This is a genomic window from Streptosporangium sp. NPDC000095, assembly GCF_042899335.1.
Taxonomy (GTDB): domain Bacteria; phylum Actinomycetota; class Actinomycetes; order Streptosporangiales; family Streptosporangiaceae; genus Streptosporangium.
Genome location: NZ_JBIAZS010000002.1, coordinates 14,676 through 31,160, shown reverse-complemented (window position 1 = coordinate 31,160; position 16,485 = coordinate 14,676). Strand labels below are relative to the sequence as shown.

Annotated in this window: 18 protein-coding genes; 14 read left to right on the top strand and 4 right to left on the bottom strand. The window is 68.2% G+C overall.

From position 1 onward, the window contains the following. Nucleotides 1–127 precede the first annotated feature (127 nt). The 4 genes from ACFY3V_RS05480 (at nucleotide 128) to ACFY3V_RS05465 (ending at nucleotide 4,387) form a co-directional block, all read left to right on the top strand. Nucleotides 128–1,150: a fumarylacetoacetate hydrolase family protein gene (locus ACFY3V_RS05480; protein ID WP_350942972.1), complete on the top strand. Its 1,023-nt coding sequence runs from the start codon at nucleotides 128–130 to the stop codon at nucleotides 1,148–1,150. Then, entirely contained in the window at nucleotides 1,150–2,877 is a 1,728-nt protein-coding gene (locus tag ACFY3V_RS05475; RefSeq protein ID WP_389770336.1) for a CocE/NonD family hydrolase, read from the top strand. The genes ACFY3V_RS05480 and ACFY3V_RS05475 overlap by 1 nt, the downstream gene beginning before the upstream one ends. Before the next feature lie 110 nt (nucleotides 2,878–2,987). After that, nucleotides 2,988–3,614, top strand: coding sequence for a carboxymuconolactone decarboxylase family protein (locus ACFY3V_RS05470; protein WP_389770333.1), 627 nt, complete (start codon nucleotides 2,988–2,990; stop codon nucleotides 3,612–3,614). After that, on the top strand, nucleotides 3,611–4,387 hold the full coding sequence (locus tag ACFY3V_RS05465) for an enoyl-CoA hydratase/isomerase family protein (RefSeq protein ID WP_362896482.1): 777 nt from the start codon (nucleotides 3,611–3,613) through the stop codon (nucleotides 4,385–4,387). The genes ACFY3V_RS05470 and ACFY3V_RS05465 overlap by 4 nt, the downstream gene beginning before the upstream one ends. A 73-nt stretch (nucleotides 4,388–4,460) precedes the next feature. Here ACFY3V_RS05465 and ACFY3V_RS05460 read toward each other — a convergent pair whose 3' ends face one another. Then, nucleotides 4,461–5,366, bottom strand: a complete 906-nt coding sequence (locus ACFY3V_RS05460) for an SDR family NAD(P)-dependent oxidoreductase (RefSeq protein ID WP_362896480.1) — start codon at nucleotides 5,364–5,366, stop codon at nucleotides 4,461–4,463. 498 nt (nucleotides 5,367–5,864) lie between these two features. On the opposite strand from ACFY3V_RS05460, the gene ACFY3V_RS05455 reads away from it, so the two are divergent. Then, the gene (locus ACFY3V_RS05455) at nucleotides 5,865–7,337 is read left to right on the top strand and encodes an ATP-binding protein (protein ID WP_362896478.1); all 1,473 of its coding nucleotides are present in this window, start codon (nucleotides 5,865–5,867) and stop codon (nucleotides 7,335–7,337) included. Between the two features lie 156 nt (nucleotides 7,338–7,493). On the opposite strand, the gene ACFY3V_RS05450 is transcribed toward ACFY3V_RS05455, so the two are convergent. Next, a complete protein-coding gene (locus ACFY3V_RS05450; protein ID WP_362896476.1) occupies nucleotides 7,494–8,477 on the bottom strand; it encodes a BtrH N-terminal domain-containing protein in 984 nt (327 codons plus the stop codon). 210 nt (nucleotides 8,478–8,687) lie between these two features. On the opposite strand from ACFY3V_RS05450, the gene ACFY3V_RS05445 reads away from it, so the two are divergent. The 6 genes from ACFY3V_RS05445 (at nucleotide 8,688) to ACFY3V_RS05420 (ending at nucleotide 12,064) form a co-directional block, all read left to right on the top strand. Further along, nucleotides 8,688–9,023, top strand: a complete 336-nt coding sequence (locus tag ACFY3V_RS05445) for a hypothetical protein (protein ID WP_362896474.1) — start codon at nucleotides 8,688–8,690, stop codon at nucleotides 9,021–9,023. Next, complete coding sequence (locus tag ACFY3V_RS05440; protein ID WP_350942988.1) at nucleotides 9,020–9,517, top strand: MerR family transcriptional regulator; 498 nt, start codon at nucleotides 9,020–9,022, stop codon at nucleotides 9,515–9,517. Before ACFY3V_RS05445 ends, ACFY3V_RS05440 begins: the two co-directional genes overlap by 4 nt. Beyond that, nucleotides 9,514–9,846 carry a YnfA family protein gene (locus ACFY3V_RS05435; RefSeq protein ID WP_350942990.1) on the top strand — a complete coding sequence of 111 codons (333 nt, stop codon included), beginning with the start codon at nucleotides 9,514–9,516 and terminating at the stop codon, nucleotides 9,844–9,846. The genes ACFY3V_RS05440 and ACFY3V_RS05435 overlap by 4 nt, the downstream gene beginning before the upstream one ends. 141 nt (nucleotides 9,847–9,987) lie before the next feature. Beyond that, complete coding sequence (locus ACFY3V_RS05430) at nucleotides 9,988–10,290, top strand: hypothetical protein (RefSeq protein WP_362896472.1); 303 nt, start codon at nucleotides 9,988–9,990, stop codon at nucleotides 10,288–10,290. A 96-nt stretch (nucleotides 10,291–10,386) separates the two neighbouring features. Then, nucleotides 10,387–10,989, top strand: coding sequence for a class I SAM-dependent methyltransferase (locus ACFY3V_RS05425; RefSeq protein WP_389770324.1), 603 nt, complete (start codon nucleotides 10,387–10,389; stop codon nucleotides 10,987–10,989). A gap of 271 nt (nucleotides 10,990–11,260) precedes the next feature. Continuing rightward, on the top strand, nucleotides 11,261–12,064 hold the full coding sequence (locus ACFY3V_RS05420) for an SDR family oxidoreductase (RefSeq protein WP_362896468.1): 804 nt from the start codon (nucleotides 11,261–11,263) through the stop codon (nucleotides 12,062–12,064). 305 nt (nucleotides 12,065–12,369) lie between these two features. Here the strand turns inward: ACFY3V_RS05420 and ACFY3V_RS05415 are convergent, their stop codons facing one another. Then, entirely contained in the window at nucleotides 12,370–12,864 is a 495-nt protein-coding gene (locus ACFY3V_RS05415) for a GNAT family N-acetyltransferase (protein WP_362896466.1), read from the bottom strand. Between the two features lie 943 nt (nucleotides 12,865–13,807). Between ACFY3V_RS05415 and ACFY3V_RS05410 the strand changes: the two genes are divergently transcribed. Continuing rightward, the gene (locus ACFY3V_RS05410; RefSeq protein WP_389770319.1) at nucleotides 13,808–14,449 is read left to right on the top strand and encodes a hypothetical protein; all 642 of its coding nucleotides are present in this window, start codon (nucleotides 13,808–13,810) and stop codon (nucleotides 14,447–14,449) included. A 146-nt stretch (nucleotides 14,450–14,595) separates the two neighbouring features. Here ACFY3V_RS05410 and ACFY3V_RS05405 read toward each other — a convergent pair whose 3' ends face one another. Next, the gene (locus ACFY3V_RS05405; RefSeq protein ID WP_362896462.1) at nucleotides 14,596–14,820 is read right to left on the bottom strand and encodes a hypothetical protein; all 225 of its coding nucleotides are present in this window, start codon (nucleotides 14,818–14,820) and stop codon (nucleotides 14,596–14,598) included. Nucleotides 14,821–15,089: 269 nt separating this feature from the next. Here ACFY3V_RS05405 and ACFY3V_RS05400 point away from each other — a divergent pair, with 269 nt between their 5' ends. Both ACFY3V_RS05400 and ACFY3V_RS05395 read left to right on the top strand, forming a co-directional pair. Beyond that, nucleotides 15,090–15,407: a hypothetical protein gene (locus ACFY3V_RS05400; protein ID WP_350943007.1), complete on the top strand. Its 318-nt coding sequence runs from the start codon at nucleotides 15,090–15,092 to the stop codon at nucleotides 15,405–15,407. Between the two features lie 187 nt (nucleotides 15,408–15,594). After that, nucleotides 15,595–16,359, top strand: coding sequence for a hypothetical protein (locus tag ACFY3V_RS05395; RefSeq protein ID WP_389770314.1), 765 nt, complete (start codon nucleotides 15,595–15,597; stop codon nucleotides 16,357–16,359). Nucleotides 16,360–16,485: the final 126 nt, after the last annotated feature.

Sequence of the window (16,485 nt, the reverse complement as noted above, 5' to 3'; positions counted from 1 at the left end):
GATATCGAACGGGACGGCCAGTTACCTGGCTGTTCTCCGTGATCCGTAACGACGGATTAACGGCTCCCGCAATAAACCGCACTTCACAACGGAACGGCCATTCGGTCGCGATCGACGGAGGGTTCCCATGAGGATTTGCCGCTTCACACCGCATGGCTGGCCGGACGCCGAGGTACGCGCGGGAGCAGCGGTCGGAGCACTCGACGCCCCGATCGTGGTCGACCTCGCCGCGCTCCTCGCCTCGGAGATCCTCGCCGACGGCGGAGAGGCCGGCCGCGCCTCCGAGCTCGCCCGCGCGACCTTTCCCGGAAGCACCGTCGCCCTGCTGGGGTCGGGCGGGCGCGCCGAGGACGAGGCGCGGCGGCTGCTCGACGCGCTGGGCGACGCCGAGGCCGCGCTGGGACGGTCGGGCCCGCTCGGCGCGCACGCCTACCGGCGCGACGCGGTCCGCCTGCTCGCCCCCGTCGACCGGCCGCCGACCGTGCGCGACTTCTTCGCCTTCGAGGACCACATGGTCAACGCGCTGCGTAACCTCGGCCGCGAGGTCCCGCAGGAGTGGTACGAGGCCCCGTCGCACTACGTGACGCGCAGCGCCTCGGTGTTCGGCCCCGACGAGCCCGGCCAGTGGCCCGCCTACACCGAGAAGCTCGACTACGAGCTGGAGTTCGCGATCGTGATCGGCCGCCGCGGCCGGGACATCCCGCCGGAGCGGGCCTGGGAGCACATCGCCGGGCTCACCATCTTCAACGACCTGTCCTGCCGCGACGTGCAGGGCCGCGAGATGGGCACCCGGGTCGGACCGGCCAAGACCAAGGGCTTCGACCGGGGCTGCGCCACCGGCCCCTACCTCGTCACCGCCGACGAGATCCCCCGCCCTTTCGGCGCGGGGATGCGGGCCTTCGTCAACGGCGAGCTGTGGTCGGAGGGCTCCGCCGCGACGATCCACTGGTCGATCGAGCAGATCGTCGCGCACGCGTCGGCGGGGGAGACCCTGCTGCCGGGCGACCTGCTCGGCTCCGGCACGGTCGGCACCGGCGCGGGAATCGAGATCGACCGCTGGATCAGGCCGGACGACGTGGTCCGGCTGGAGATCGACGGGCTCGGCGCGCTGGAGACCCGCGTGGTGCGGGCCGTCGTGGGCGAGGACTGATGCGGCCCCCGGTCCTGCGCGAGCGGGACGTACGGATCCCGCTGCCCGACGGGGTGATGCTGCGCGCCGACGTCTACCGCGACCCGGCTTTCGGCCCGCGGCCGGTGCTGCTCCAGTACACCGCCTACGACAAGTCGAACTGGGCCTCGGTCTACGGTGTGATCAACCCCGAGCGCGCGGTGGACGAGGGGTTCGCCGTCGTGGTGGTGGACGCGCGCGGCCGGTTCCGCTCCGGCGGCGACGAGCCGTTCCGCCCGTTCGAGGACTCGGGCGCGGACGCCGCCGCCTGCGTGGAGTGGGCCGCCGCGCAACCGTGGTCCAACGGCAGGGTCGGCATGTACGGGGCGTCGAACAACGGCGTCCCGCAGTGGCAGGCGCTCCGGCGCCGGCCGCCCGGGCTGCGGACGATCGTGCCGCACTTCACCGCGTCCGAGTTCGACGGCGGCTGGGTCTGGCGCGGCGGCGCGTTCCAGCTCGGTTTCAACCTCTGGTGGAGCCTCGCCAACCTCGCACCCGACCAGCTCCGCCGCGCCGTCGTCCGTGACGGCGCGGACGCCCACCGGACGGCCTCCGGCGCCCTGGCGCGCGCCCTGCGCGACCCGGACGCCGCCTTCCGCGCCCTCCCGCTCTCCGACGTGCCCGCCCTGGACGGCGTCGCCCCGCACTACGGGGAGTGGCTCGCCCACCCGCCGGGCGACCCGTACTGGGACCGGCTCAGCGCCCGCGAGGCGCTGGCGGAGACCGACCTCCCCGTGCTGCACGTGGCCGGCTGGTACAACGTGCACCTGGACGGCAACCTCGCCGCCTACCAGGCGATCAAGGACGCGGGCGGCCCGGCCGCCGAGGCGCAGCGCCTCGTCATCGGCCCGTGGACCCAGTGGGCGCCCGCGCTGTTCGGCGACTCCTGCGGCCCTGAGCGGCGCTTCCCCGTCGGGATGGACCTGGAGGGGATCCAGCTCGCCTGGTTCGGGCGGCACCTCGCCGACGGCCCGGGCCCCGACCTGCCGCCGGTGCGCGTGTTCGTGATGGGCGCCGACGAGTGGCGCGACGAGCAGGAGTGGCCGCTCGCCCGCGCCCGCCCCACCGAGTGGTACCTGCGCGGCGGCGGGACGGCCAACTCCCGGCACGGGGACGGCCGGCTGAGCACCGAGCCGCCGCGCGGCGACGAGCCGCACGACGCCTTCCTGTACGACCCGCGCCACCCGGTACCCACCCGAGGCGGCGCCGTCTACCTGCCCAACCCGGCCGCCAACTCCGGCCCGATGGACCAGAGCGCGGTCGAGGACCGCGACGACGTCCTGGTCTACAGCGGAGACCCGCTGAGCGAGCCGGTCGAGGTGATCGGCCCGGTGCACGCCGTGCTGTACCTGCGCACCACCGCCCCGGCCACCGACGTGACCGCCAAACTGGTGGACGTCCCCCCCGACGGCCGGGCGTACCTGCTCTGCGACGGCATCCGGCGGATCACCGCGGCGGAGGTCACGGCGGCGGGGGACGGCCCGATCCGGGTCGAGGTGGACCTGATCGCCACGGGGAACGTCTTCCTGCCGGGACACCGGATCCGGCTGGAGGTCTCCAGCAGCTCGTTCCCCAAGTACGACCGGCATCCCAACACCGCCGACGGCACGGCGTCCTCGCACCGGGACCTGCGGGTCGCGATGCAGACGGTCCTGCACGACGCCGAGCACCCTTCGGCGCTCGTCCTGCCCGTCACCCCCACCTGGTAACGGCGGGGATAACGGCACCCGGGGTGAGGTCGGGGCACCGCGACATCCCGGATTCGGAATTCCGGATTCGGAATTCCGGATTCCGGCGAGGAGATCAGAAAGGGGCGGCCATGCCGACCGACGAACCCCAGGGGCTCATTCCGATGCTCCCCGTGGAGGAGGCCGCGCGGATCGCGGTCGAGGTGGGGATGCGCGAGGAGATGTCGCGGATCCACTTCTACCGCCTGCTGATGAACTCCCCGCAGTCCGCCCGGGTGGAGAACGAGATCAACGACCGGATCCTGTGGGAGGGGCGGCTCACCGTCCGCCCGGAGGCCACCCGGCTGCGCGAACTCGCGATCATGCGGGTGGCCTGGGCCACCGGCTCCGAGTACCTGTGGGCACACCACTACTCCCCGACGGTCGACGTCGACCTGCCGGGCAAGCGCCCCTCCGACGTGCTCGGCGTCCGCGAGGGCGCGGACCACCCGGAGTTCGGGTCCGTCGAGCGCGCCGTGATGCGCGCGGTGGACGAGATGGTGCGCGACGACCGGATCTCCCCGGAGACCCTGGGCGACCTGAGCTCGGGGCTGGCGAACGACGGCGAGGTCGTCGAGATCTGCTACGTGATCGCGATCTGGCGCGCCCTCACCACCCTGATGGCCACCTTCCAGGTGCCGCTGGAGCCGGGCTACCGGCCCTGGGCACCCGACGGCCGCCGCCCTGAGGGGCGCGAGGCGGGGGTGCCGGGCCGGTGAGCAGGTTCGAGGAGTACCGCGACCGGTTCGCCGACGTCGCGATGGAACGGCACGACGGCATCCTGCAGGTCTCGCTGCACACCGACGGCGGATCGCTGAAGTGGAGCGAGCGGGCACACCGCGAACTGCCGGAGGCGTTCCGGCAGATCGCCACGGACCCGGAAAACCGGGTGGTCATCCTGACCGGCACCGGCCCCGACTTCCTGACCGAGATGGCCTTCGAGCGGCGCAACACCACCCCGCTGGGCTGGGACAGGATCGCGCACGAGGGGCGGCACATGCTCTTCGACCTGCTCGACATCGAGGTCCCGGTGATCGCCGCGGTGAACGGCCCCGCCACCGAGCACGCCGAGCTCGCGCTGCTCTCCGACATCGTGCTCGCCTCAGAGACGGCCGCCTTCGCCGACCACCAGCACGTGGTCGCCGGGGTGGTGCCGGGCGACGGCGTGCACATCGTCTGGCCCTGGCTGCTCGGGATGAACAGGGCGAGGCACTTTCTGCTCACCGGCCGGACCATCGGTGCCCACGAGGCGCTGGAACTCGGCCTGGTCGCCGAGGTGCTGCCGCGGGAGCGGCTGCTGGAGCGCGCCTGGGAGCTCGCCCGGCAGCTCGCCGGCAACACCACCCTCACCCTGCGCTACACCCGTGCCTGCCTGACGATGCTGATCCGGCGCGAGCTGCAGTTCGGCCTGGCGCACGGGCTCGCCCTGGAGTCGCTCGCCGCGGTCGACGCCCGTTCCTTCCCGCCGCCGCCGGCCTCCGGGCAGCCGTGACCGGCGGGAAGACCTCATGCCCCGGTATCCGCTCGGCCGAGCCCTTCGCCGGACCCCGTGCCCCGGCGCCCGCTCAGCCGAGCCCTTCGCCGGTCCCCTCGGTGAACAGGGCGCCGATCGGAGCGGGCACGTACCGGGTCTCGTCCCCCGCGAACAGCCCGTCGCGGAACCGCGCGGCGGACTCCGCCGACCAGTCGGCCGGTTGCGGGACCGTGCGCACCGGCGACCAGGTTCGCATCCGCCGCACCGTGTTCCCGGCGACGACGAAGACCTGTCCCGTCACGTCCTCGCTCTCGGGACCGGCGAGCCAGGCCACCACGGTCGCGATTCGTTCGGCGGGCAGCGCGCCGTCGGGCAGGCCGCCGAACGCCGCCTCGCTCATCGGGGTCCGCGCCCGAGGCGCGATCGCGTTGACGCACACCCCGTACCGGCCCAGCTCGGCCGCCATGGTCAGGGTGAGCGAGGCCAGCCCGGCCTTGGCCGCCGCGTAGTTGCCCTGCCCCGCGTTGCCGTACAGGCCCGACTCGCTGCTCGTGTTCACGATCCGGCGCCCGTCCCCCGGGTTCGCCCGCCAGTGTCGGGCGAGCGCCCGGCACAGCCGGAAGGGTGCGGTCAGGTTGACCGCGAGCACCGCCTCCCAGTCGTCGTCGTCCAGATTGAAGACCATCCGGTCCCTGACGATCCCGGCGTTGTTCACCAGCACCGACACCGGCACCCCGAACCCCTCCGCCGCCTCCAGCACGTCCTCGGCCGCGCCCTTCTCCGCGAGGTCCCCCCGCCAGGCCACGGCGGTGCCGCCCGCGTCTCGGATCTCCTCGGCCAGCGGCCCGCTGTCCGCGAGGTCCGCGCACAGCACCGCCGCCCCGCGCCGCGCCAGCAGCCGGGCCTCGGCCGCCCCGATGCCCCGCGCGGCTCCGGTGACGATGCAGGCCCGCCCGCTCAGGTCGAGCCCGCCGCGGGTGCCGGATGAAGCCGTCATGCCACTCTCCATGCCTTGGAAATCGAACTCCGCCGGGACCTCACGGAAAACTCCGCCAGGACGAACGGAAGGACTTTCCTTATTGTAAATAAAGTCGAGTTCCCACATCAATGCATATCGGACATTATCTGCCGGTCGGCGAAATATGCCCGCCGTGCCATTGTCATATTCTTTTTTGAATTCAGGTGTGTGGGAAGTGGGTGCGATTTGCCGTGAAGGCTTTTCCCTTGTCGCGCTGTCCGGCGACATCGCTCGTCCTCCCACGGGAGGACGAGCGATGTCGGGGACGGGGTCGCGAAGGGCCTGCCGCCGGGTGTGCCGAGGAGCGTTTCCGGCGGGTGCGCCATGAGCCGTTTTCGGCCACAGGCGACGCAGCACCCGCATGGCGTCCTTCTCGATGCCTGTCGGCTTGGGAAGGGTGTCAACCGCATGGTGCCCGTGCACGCGTTTTTAGGAGTACACTTTTAAGTACTGTACTCCTAAAAGGAGGAGGTCAAGATGTCGCTGCCGCGGCCGTCGGACATGTTCGACCGCGAGTGGGAGTGGGAGCAGCTCTCGCGGTTCGTCGCCAACGACTCCCGGGGGGCCACACTCGGGGTGGTCTCCGGACGACGCCGGCAGGGCAAGACGTTCCTGCTGGAAGCCGTCTGTGAGGCGACCGGTGGTTTCTACTACGCCGCCACCGAGGCCGTGCCCAGGGCGGAGGCGCTGCGCCAGCTCGGGGAGGCCGTCTCCGCGTTCACCGGGACACCGGGACGGGTCAGGTTCGAAAACTGGGAGGAGGGGATCGACGGCCTGCTCTCCTTGGGGGATGAACGGACCGTTCCCGTCGTTCTCGACGAGTTCCCCTACCTGGTGCGTGATGCCAAGGACCTGCCGTCGGTCATCCAGAAGGCTCTGTCGCCGCGCCGCAAGCAGCGGGGGGCGTCACGGTCGCGTCTGCTGCTGTGCGGGTCGTCGATCTCCTTCATGGGCGGCCTGCTCTCCGGGCAGGCGCCACTGCGCGGGCGGGCCGGGTTGGAACTGGTGGTGCCCACCTTCAACTTCCGGCTGGCCGCCGAGTTCTGGGGGCTGACGGCCGAGCCTCGACTGGCGGCCCTGGTCTACTTCGTCGTCGGCGGCACCCCCGCCTACCGCACCGAATATCTGGCCGGGATCGCCCCGGCGGGTCTGGCCGACTTCGACCGCTGGGTCGTGGAGTACGTTCTCAACCCGGCCAGCCCTCTTTTCCGCGAGGTGCGTTTCCTGCTGGCCGAGGACCCGGCGCTGCGCGACACCGGCCTTTATCACACGGTTCTGGCCGCGGTCGCCGAGGGCAACGCGACCCGCAGTGGTATCGCGAGCAGAATCGAGCGCAAAGCCGTCGACATTTCTCATCACCTGACCGTTCTGGAGGACGCCGGCCTCCTCGTGGCCGACCCGGACGCCTTCCGCCGGAACCGCTCCGAGTATCGGATCACCGAGCCGCTCGTCCGCTTCTATCACGCGATCATGCGCCCCTACTGGGCGCAGCTGGAAAGGGCGCGGGAGGGGCGTACCGAGCGGATTTGGCGTGCCGCTCAGCCTCGCTTTCGCAGTAACGTCGCGGGGCCGGTGTACGAGCGAATGTGTCGGGTGTGGTGTGAAGACTTCGCGTCCGAGGAGACGCTGGGTGATATGGCGGGAAGTGTCCAGTCGGGGGTTGTTCACGATGTCACCAGCCGTACAGGCCATGAGGTGGACGTCGCTGTCCACAGCCCTGACGGCGCACTACTGGCCATTGGGGAGGCCAAGTGGGGGGACGTTGTAGGGCTTGGGCACCTGGAGAGGCTTGAGCGGGTGGCGACGCTCCTCGCGGCCAAGGGCGAGGCGCCGGGGCGGCTGCTGCTGTTCAGCGGGATGGGGTTCATGCCTGCGTTGCAGGACGCGGCGGCGCGCAGCGGTGGACGGGTGCAGTTGGTGGGGCTGGAGCGGTTGTACACAGGTTCGTGATCGCGATCGGACCGGTCCGAGCTTTTTCAGTAGTCCGGACACCGCGGCATGCATCCTACGAGCAGGCCGATGAGCTCCGTAGACCCTCAACGTGCCGGGGCCCTGCCAGGTATGCCGAGGACCGTCTCCCGCGGGTGCGCCATGAGCCGTTTTCGGCTACAGCCGACGCAGGACCCGCATGGCGTCCTTCTCGATGCGTGAAAGATCGTGGAGGATGACGCCGGCCTGCCTGAGGTGTTCCACGTCGCCGCTCTCTCCGGCCTTCGTGATCAAGGTTGCCACGTCCGTCCACAGGACGGCGGCCTCGGCGTACAGCCGGTGACCGGTGCGGAGGTCGTCGTTGTCGATCAGCCGGGTGCATTCGTCGAGGAAGTCCCGATAAAGGGCACGAAACAGGGCGCCGCCGGTGCCGCCCTTTTCCATGAGAAGGGCGGCCTGCGGCAGATCCTGCTTCGGCTCCCCGGCCCGTAGCAGCCATCCGGGCACCTTTTTGCCGGCCTTCTCGATACCGCGATGCCCCACGTTCGAGATGGGGGCGGAGAGAAAGGCGTCGGCGCAGTCCCTGACGGCGGGGATGATCTGCTCCTGCCAGGAGAGCGGATGAGCCGGGGCAGTGACGGTGAAGGATCGATTCCTGGCGGTCATCGGGCCGCGTTCGGCACGCGCCCTGGCGAGGCCGGCCCGGCTGTTGCGCACCGCTCCTCCCTGCTGGTCGGTGTCCACGAGATAGGCGTCGTGCTCGTCGTAGCCGTACATCGCGACGACATGACCGCCGAAGTGCACCCTGGACCGGAAATAGTCCAGGTGGTAGCAGTCGAGCTGGAGGCCGACCGGCCGACCGGCGTCGATGGGGGTGGCCACGTTCTCCCACGCCTTGCGCGCCGAGGTGGTCTCCTCGACCGTCAATGTCAGCCCCAGCCTGGCGGCCAGGTTCCTGGTGAGTTCGAAAGGCTTGACACGGCCTCCGAGGAAGGGGAACGCCATGGCCTTGCTGTCCCAGTAGATGAAGGACAGGCCGGAGCCCAGCCCGAACAACATCGACTCGGAAAGATCGAGTCCCTCGTGCCGCAGCAGCACTCCCAGCGCCGTCGTCTCACAGTGCTGCGTGCCGCGGGCCTCGACGTCCCTCACGACGGTCATGTTCCGCCCTCCTCGTGCCGGTGCGGCGAACGGTGACACCGCCCCCGTTCTCGACATCTTCATGATCGATCGATCGGGGGCGCCGAGAGTAGCACGCGGCCTCCCGGGGTGGGCGGTGGGGAAGGGGCGCCCGTTCGGGGTTGCATCCTGTACCGGGGTACAGGCTTACCGTCGGATCGGTAGGGATCGCTCCCGATACGTGGAGGGCTCATGGAATGGGCACCGGCCGAATGCACGCTTCCGACCGAGGAACGACCGCTGAGGGTGGCGGAGTTCGACGAACTGTTCGCCTCCGCACTGCGAGGACTGGAACGGGTGGGGCCGACTCACCTACGGCTCACGCTCGATGCCGGAGCACGGGTGGAGGAGACCGCGCGTGACCTGACGGCCCGGGAGACGGGTTGCTGCGCCTTCTTCACCTTCACCCTCACTCCCGGCCGTGAGGGACTGGCCGTGGACGTCGAGGTCCCCGAGGTCCACATGAAGGTGCTCGACGGCCTGGCGGTCCGGGCGACCGAGATGTCTCCCCGGACGGTCACGTCGTGAACGGGGAATGGCTCCGCACCGGAGAGGTCGCGGAAGCGGCCGGGGTCAACACCCAGACGCTGCGCTACTACCACCGGCGGGGCCTGCTGCGCGAGCCGCGGCGCAGCAACGGAGGGCACCGGCTCTATCCACCGGAGACCGTGACCGTCCTGCGCGTGATCAAGGTGGCGCAACGGCTGGGCTTCACCCTGGAGGAGGTGGCCGACCTGGTCGAGGCGACCGCCCACCGTCACCGCAGACCGGACGGCGGTCTGCGGGCACGGGCGACGGCCAAGCTCGCCGAGGTGGAACAGAAGATCGCAGACCTTGGGACGATCCGCGAGACGCTGATCCAGGCGATGGACGCCGGATGCGACGACCTGGTGGCGTGCGCGGAAAGTTCGCGCTGCCCGCTGCCGTTCTCCGACCCGGACGGGGGGCGACATGCCGCCTCCCGCCAGGGCGAAGGGGGGCGCCGAGGAGCCGAAGGCGATCCTCTACATTCGCAGTCGTGACTGTCGCACGTTCTCTTCTCCTGTTCGTGGTGGCCGCGCTCGCCGAGATCGGCGGGGCCTGGTTGGTCTGGCAGGGCGTGCGAGAACAACGTGGGTTGTTGTGGATCGGCGCCGGATTCATCGCCCTGGGCCTGTACGGGCTCGTGGCCACCTTCCAGCCGGATGCCAACTTCGGCCGCATCCTCGCCGCCTACGGCGGCGTGTTCGTCGCGGGCTCGCTGGGATGGGGCATGGTGGTGGACAGGTTCCAGCCCGATCGCTGGGACGTCATCGGGGCCGCCATATGCATACTCGGCGTGCTGGTCATCATGTACGCCCCGCGCGGTTAGCCGAAGTCGCCCCTGGGCCCCCGAGCCTGTCGAGGACGAGCCGATACGTACGCCACGAACCCGGCATGAGCCATCGACCGTGTGGGACAGTCGGGGCACTGTTGTCCACCCGGTGGTCTACCCGGTTTCGAAGTGGGAGTTATGGCGGCGGAGTTTCAGGTCGGCGATCACATCCTGGTGCAGGACGGCAGGACCCTCGAAATCTTTCACCGGGGCCTGTCCGAGAGCAGCCGCTACCACGTGGCGTTTCTCGGGGTGGACGTCCAGCCGCACGGCGACGGGTTCAAGGTTCGGCTCGGCGCCAGGCGGGACGACGGCCAGGTGGTGGGCGGGGTGAGGCTGAAGATGGATCAGGCGGAGTTCGCGCGCTTCCGCGATTTCATCGCCCTGGCCATCGCGGCCCGCGACCAGACGAGCCCTCCGAACGAGCCCACCTCGCCCTGAATCACGACCGCTTCCACGAAGGCACGATCAACGGCGCCGCTCTGGAATCGTTTCGTCTCAGCGGATCCGTCGACGGCTGTTCGGCAGGATGAACACATGACCGTGAAGAGCCGCAGGCGATGGAACCACAACATCCATTACCACCCCCGCATCCTGCGCGCGATCCCTGACGGTGCCCGGCGTGCCCTCGACGTCGGTTGCGGCGAGGGTATGCTCGCCCGCGAACTGCGGCGGACCGTGCCGCGCGTCACCGCGATCGACCTCCACGCGGCCGGCCTCGACCAGGCCCGCGAGCACCCCGACGACGTCGACTACATCCTCGGTGACTTCCTCACCCACCCCTTCGAGCCCGCCTCTTTCGATGTCATCGCGTCCGTGGCCACCCTGCACCACATGGACGCCGCCGTCGGGTTGGCCCGCATGCGCGAGCTGCTGCGCCCCGGCGGTGTCCTGGCCGTCGTCGGCCTCGCCCGTAGCGTCATGCCCAACGACCTGCCGCGCGACCTGGCCGGTGTCGCCGTCGGTGCCTTCCACCGCGCCGTGAAGGGGCACTGGGAACATCCGTCCCCCATAGTGTGGCCACCGCCGGTGACATACCCGCAGATGCGCGCCTTGGCCGCCGATATCCTGCCCGGTTCCCGGTATCGCCGTCACCTTCTGTTCCGCTACAGCATCGTCTGGCGCAAACCGCGGGACTGAGCAAGCTCGGCCGATGGCCTTGGAAATGAGCGGGAGCAGCTCTCGCGGTTCGTCGCCGACGACTCCCGGGGGCCACACTCGGGGTGGTCTCCGGACGATGGGGCATGCGTCTGCTCGTAAAGCACGCGCGAATACATGAATGCCGCGTCTGATTTCCGCCGGAATTGCTCGTCCGAATTACGCCATCCCTCGTCACATGACCACTCGTAACGTGTTCGGCGACGAGAACCATCCGCTTTGTCGGATGGAAACCAAAACGAGGGAAGACGATATGGATCTCCAGCTTTCCGATCGGGTCGCGGTCGTCACCGGTGCTTCCAAGGGCATCGGCCTGGCCGTCACTCGCACCCTCCTCGCCGAAGGCGTGCGCGTGGTGGCGGCTTCGCGGAAGAGCACCCCCGAGTTGGAGGCGCTCGGCGGTGACCTGATCCATGTTCAGGCGGACCTGATGGACCCTGAGGCTCCCGCGAGGATCGTGGAACAGGCCGTGTCGGAGTTCGGCGGGCTCGACATCCTGGTGAACAACGCCGGCGGACCGCCGCCCGGCGTGGCCCTGCCGCGCTTCTCGTTCCTGACCCCCACCGACGAAGACTGGCGGGTGATGTTCGAGTTCAACCTGTTCTCGGTCGTGCGTACCATTCGGGCGGCCATCCCGCCGATGCTCGCCCGAGGCGGAGGCTCGATCGTCAACGTCTCCTCGGGCAGCGCCCGCCTGCCCGCTCCCATGAACGTCGACTACAGCGCGGCCAAGGCGGGTCTCAACAACCTGACCAAGGCTCTCTCCGAGGAGTTCGCACCCCAGGGCATCCGGGTGAACACCATCTCCCCGGGGCCGGTGCGCACGGCATGGTGGACGGAGAGCGGCGGAGCGGCCGACATCCTCGCCGCCCAGGTCGGAACGGACCGCGACAGCGTCATCGACCAGGTGGCACCGGAAATGATGAAGCTGTCGACCGGCCGTCTGGTCGAACCCCAGGAGATCGCCGACGTGATCGCCCTGCTCGCCTCACCTCGCTCGGCCAGCACGACCGGCGCGGACTTCGCCGTGGACGGCGGGTTCCTGAAGCAGACCTGACCATCGATCTCGATGCCCCCGGCCCCGTCACGGTTCTCACCTCCGCCCCGGAGGACGTCACTGCCCTGTGCGGCGGACGCGTCACCGTCGTCAAGCTCTGAGCCGCCCGGGGCGCGGGGGAAGGGCTCTCTCCCGGAAAGGATCACCTCACGAAACCCGAGCGCATGAGGGCGGCGGCGAGTTCCACCGGATCGTGGATCACCACTGCCTGCCCGCCGACGGATGGAACGTCGAGCTGACAGGGGTGGGGAGAACGGCGGCGTGTAACGGTATCGATGGCAGGTGAAATCCGGCTTTTACCACCGCTATCTCACCTCGAAAAGCATCGTGTCCGAGTCCTCGAACTGCTTGACGATGGTGAATCCTTCGTCGGTGTACAGCATGGCCGCATGGTTCGCCCGCTCGACGCTGAGAGATATCCGGCTGATTCCACGCTTGCCTGCCACCCGGATGAGCTCGCGCAGTAGAGCCCGCCCGATCCCGCGACCGCGCCACCCCGCGAGCACACCGACTGTCAGCTCGGGAACGTCGTCCGCCACATAGCCGTAGCCCGGGTCCTCGGCGGTGAATCGTCGCAACCATGCCGCGCCAAGCGGTTGTTTGTCCGCACCGACCGCGATCACACCAAGGTCATCGGGTCGTGGCCAGCCGACCACATAATGTGCGAGTTCGGGATCGGAGAGGATCCGCTCCCGAGAGAGGTTTCTTTCCGGGAGCCAGTTGACCGCCTCCACCAACATGTTTTCGAGAAAGTCCAGGTCATCGGCTTCGGCGGCTCGGAAAGCGCACGGGATGGTCATGGGAGTCACCGTATAGTGGATCAAGGGGAAGGCTTCCCTGCCGAACAGGGCCGGCGCCCTCCCGGCCGAGCCAAGGCACCCTCATCAGGGACGAAGTACCGGCTCGTCGATCGCCTCGATTACTCGATGACGAATGAGACCAACCGAAGTCGGGAGAGCGCGGGGACGATACTTGGGCGGTGCTGCGGTCCCAGCGCGGCGGGGTGGTTGGGTGCGGTGCTCGGCTCCGAATCCGCCGTTCGGGACCGTCCCAGGCTGCATGCCCGGATGGCGGGCGCGCCGCGGTATCGCCTTGGTAACTCAGGAGAACGGTTCGGCAAGCTGTGCTCATGGGATGATCCCTTCCAGATGACAGAGGAGTTGACCTGAATGAGTCTTGCGGTACTTCAGGGATTCGTACTGACACTGGGATTTTTCAACCTCGCGATAGGTGTCTACGCGCTGACGGCCAATCGGCTTCCTCCCTTGCTTCCTGTTTACCGGCGTGATCGTTACGAGCCTCGTCGCTACGGGTGGGGGGTGTTACTGAGGGCGGCCTTCGTATTTCTCCTGGTGTTAGGCCAGAAGGTGATGGGCTGGTCGCCTGATCTAGGCGCGATGTTTGTGATTCCCATGATGGGGTGCCTTATCGCAGCATGGTGGCTACTGATTCCGAAGAACCCTTCTCCGGAGACTGGTAAGACCTCAGGGAGCTGTTAGTCGGGTAGCCCGGAGCGATGTGTCGTAAAGGCTCTGCGGGCTGTGATGCATCGCGTGTGGAATTCCTCGGCCAGGGCTTCGCGGCGATAGTGCCATCGGATGACGCGGTCGAGGTCCAAGGGTCGCTTGACAAGGTCGGTGAGGGAGCGGTGGTCGATGTCGAACGCGGCCATGCCCTCGAACGTCCATCGATGACGGGTGAAATCTCGCTTGCCGGAGTCTTTGAGGAAGGAGACACTGCGGCATGCATCCCTACGAGCAGGCCGATGAGCTCCGCCAGGCCGTCGACGAGTTGGGCGTCCGCATCTACACGGCGTTGCGTGACGGTGGTCTCGACGCCGCCCCCCTCATCGAGCTGGCCTGCCTGATGGAGGACTGGGGTGTGTCCACTCCTGTCACGCGGGAGCTCCTCGAACGTCTCGCTACCGAGTTGACGGCCGCCGACCTTGCCCGGCTGGGTGAGGCTCTTCTCAGCGGGATCGGCTTCATGCCGAGCTTCGCTCTGGAGCCGAGTCTGTTGATGTCGTTGGAGGAGGCACTGAAGGACGTGGAGCGGGACGTCCGCGCTTCGGGGATCACCGGAACTCTTCGGATGATCGTCCCTGACTGGGACAGCATGGGCATGGCATGGGTGGAATTCGAGGGCATCTGCCAGGGCAACGGCATCAGTCCCAGGGCTGAGCCGCTCGGGGCCGTGGCCGACGCCACCCAGGAAGTGGTCATGGAGGTGCTCTGGAGGGCGTGGCCCGTCTGTCCGGTGCACGACCGGGGCTTGCGCGCCGAACCGGAAGACGGGATCACCATGTGGCGCTGTACAGGCAGCGGGACGCACACCGTTGCACCGGTGGGTGAACTACCGCCCGAACGGCGTTGGAGGTCTGCTTGATCCGCCGATTTCTCTCAGCTTTGAAAGATTTCGGTATACGGCTCCCTGAACTGCTGCGATGCGGGTGAGAGAACGGTCTTCCCGTGTCCGGTGAGTCCCCGTGATTCTCCCCTGTTCACCGGTTGTATCGGCACACGAGTGGCACGTCACCTACGACTCTTGATCGCTGCCTCGATACGTAGCCCGATTCCGACGGTCGCGAAGATGAGCGTTCCAAGGAGAGCGTTGGTGGTGAGCTCTTCTTCGATGATGAAGCCAAGGATGGGAACCGCTGCACTCAGGGCAAGCACCGCGTTGCCCCACCCGTCCACCGGTTGGGTGCCGTCAGTCGTCTTCCCCTGACGTGCTGCAGGATCTTTTTGTTCACTCATGGGATGAGCATCCCATCGATGCGGAGGACAAAGGGATAGACCATGTGTACGTACGTCCCCTGATGGGAACGAAGTGCCGGATCGTCGCTCGCCCCCAGCCCTTTGCAAGGATTAGCCGCCATCAGCGACCATCCTGTTTTGGACTTCAATCTGCGGCCCTATGGCTAGCCCGTAAACCGCTCACTCAAATTGCATACCATTTCCTATGGATATCCGCCAAAGCTATGACTACCATCAAGAGGCAAACATCGACCCGAAAGAGATGACTAATGAGCCGTATCAAGAAGTTCGGTGTTTCGGTGGCTGCGGTGGCCGCGATCGCCGCCGCGACAACTCTAATGTCACCGACCGCCTCAGCCCAGGCCGCGACCTGCAGCACCAGCGCGCAGATTGGCATTGTCGGCGGCACTGGCTGGGCGCTGTGCAGCGGTACCGGAGTGACTCAGACGCAGGTCGTGCTCTTCTGTCAGAACAGTGGCGGTAGCTACACCACGGTTTACGGCCCTTGGGTCGCCAATTCGGTTAAATCAAATGCCAAATGCAGCAGCACCTCGTGGCCGATATCGGTCGGATATCAAACAATCTGAGCCGACCACAAGCTCATTCGGTCGCGACAGGGCATGCAGGAACAGCTCGAAGAACCAGCCAGGCGACTGAATGAAAGCAAGGCTAAAAGACTCTTCGTCTCAACGATGTGACGGGTGCGGCCAAGGTTCTGGCCGACTACGCCGGTCGATAGGCGGGCGCGACGGGGCGGTGCCCTCCAGTCGGAGGATGCTGGAGAGCATCACCCGGTCAACCGTGGCCGCGGCACTGCGCGTGCTACGCGAACAGGGCTGGATCGACTCCCAGCAGGGCAAGGGGCGCTTCGTACGTAGCCGTCCGGGATGGACCTCGACGGAACAGCCTCGCCCAGGACAGGCGTACCTGGCCGGTCCCGAGAGTGCCTCCGATGGCGAGGTGCTGGAAGCGGCGGTGCCGGCCGTGCCCAACCGGGTCGCCGTCCTGCTGGGCATCACCCCGAAGAGCAAGACGTTCCTGCGACGTCGCCTGGTCAGCCGGGCCGGTGAACCGAAGGATGTCGGCGATCTCCTCGCCGGGGTGGCGGCTGTCGAGAAGGTCGCGGATGCCCTCCCGCGTGAACACCTTCTCCTCCTTGCTGCCTGGATCACCACACGCCGAACCTCTACACGCCACGGCCGATCCTGCGGAACGGGGTACGCGGGCTGGTACAAATACGGCATGAGCGAACTCGCCGGCTATCCCCCACAGCCGAACGTGCGGCCGACCCGGCGGGCCTACAGCCGGAGGTACCGTGTGTGGGCCCACGTGCTCCTGTGGACGCCGATCGCGATCACGGTGGTCGGTGTCATCCTCGGCCTGGGGCTGTTCGCAGCCGCTGATGCCGACCCGACACACAGTTCGTCCGCGCTCGGCTATTTCGGCATCGTCGTGTGGGGCGGCCTCGCGGTCCTGTCGCCGGTCCTGCTCGGGTCGTTCATTGCCGGGCTGGTCATGCTGATCCGCGCGCGCAGCTGAGGTCGCGGCGGGACGCGGCCCGCCTCGACATGCTCCAGGCCGGCCGCCTGGACAATGTCGTGGCCACGCCGGGGGTCACCGTCTCGGCGGAAACACCGAACCGATACTTCACCAGCTCGAAGAGCC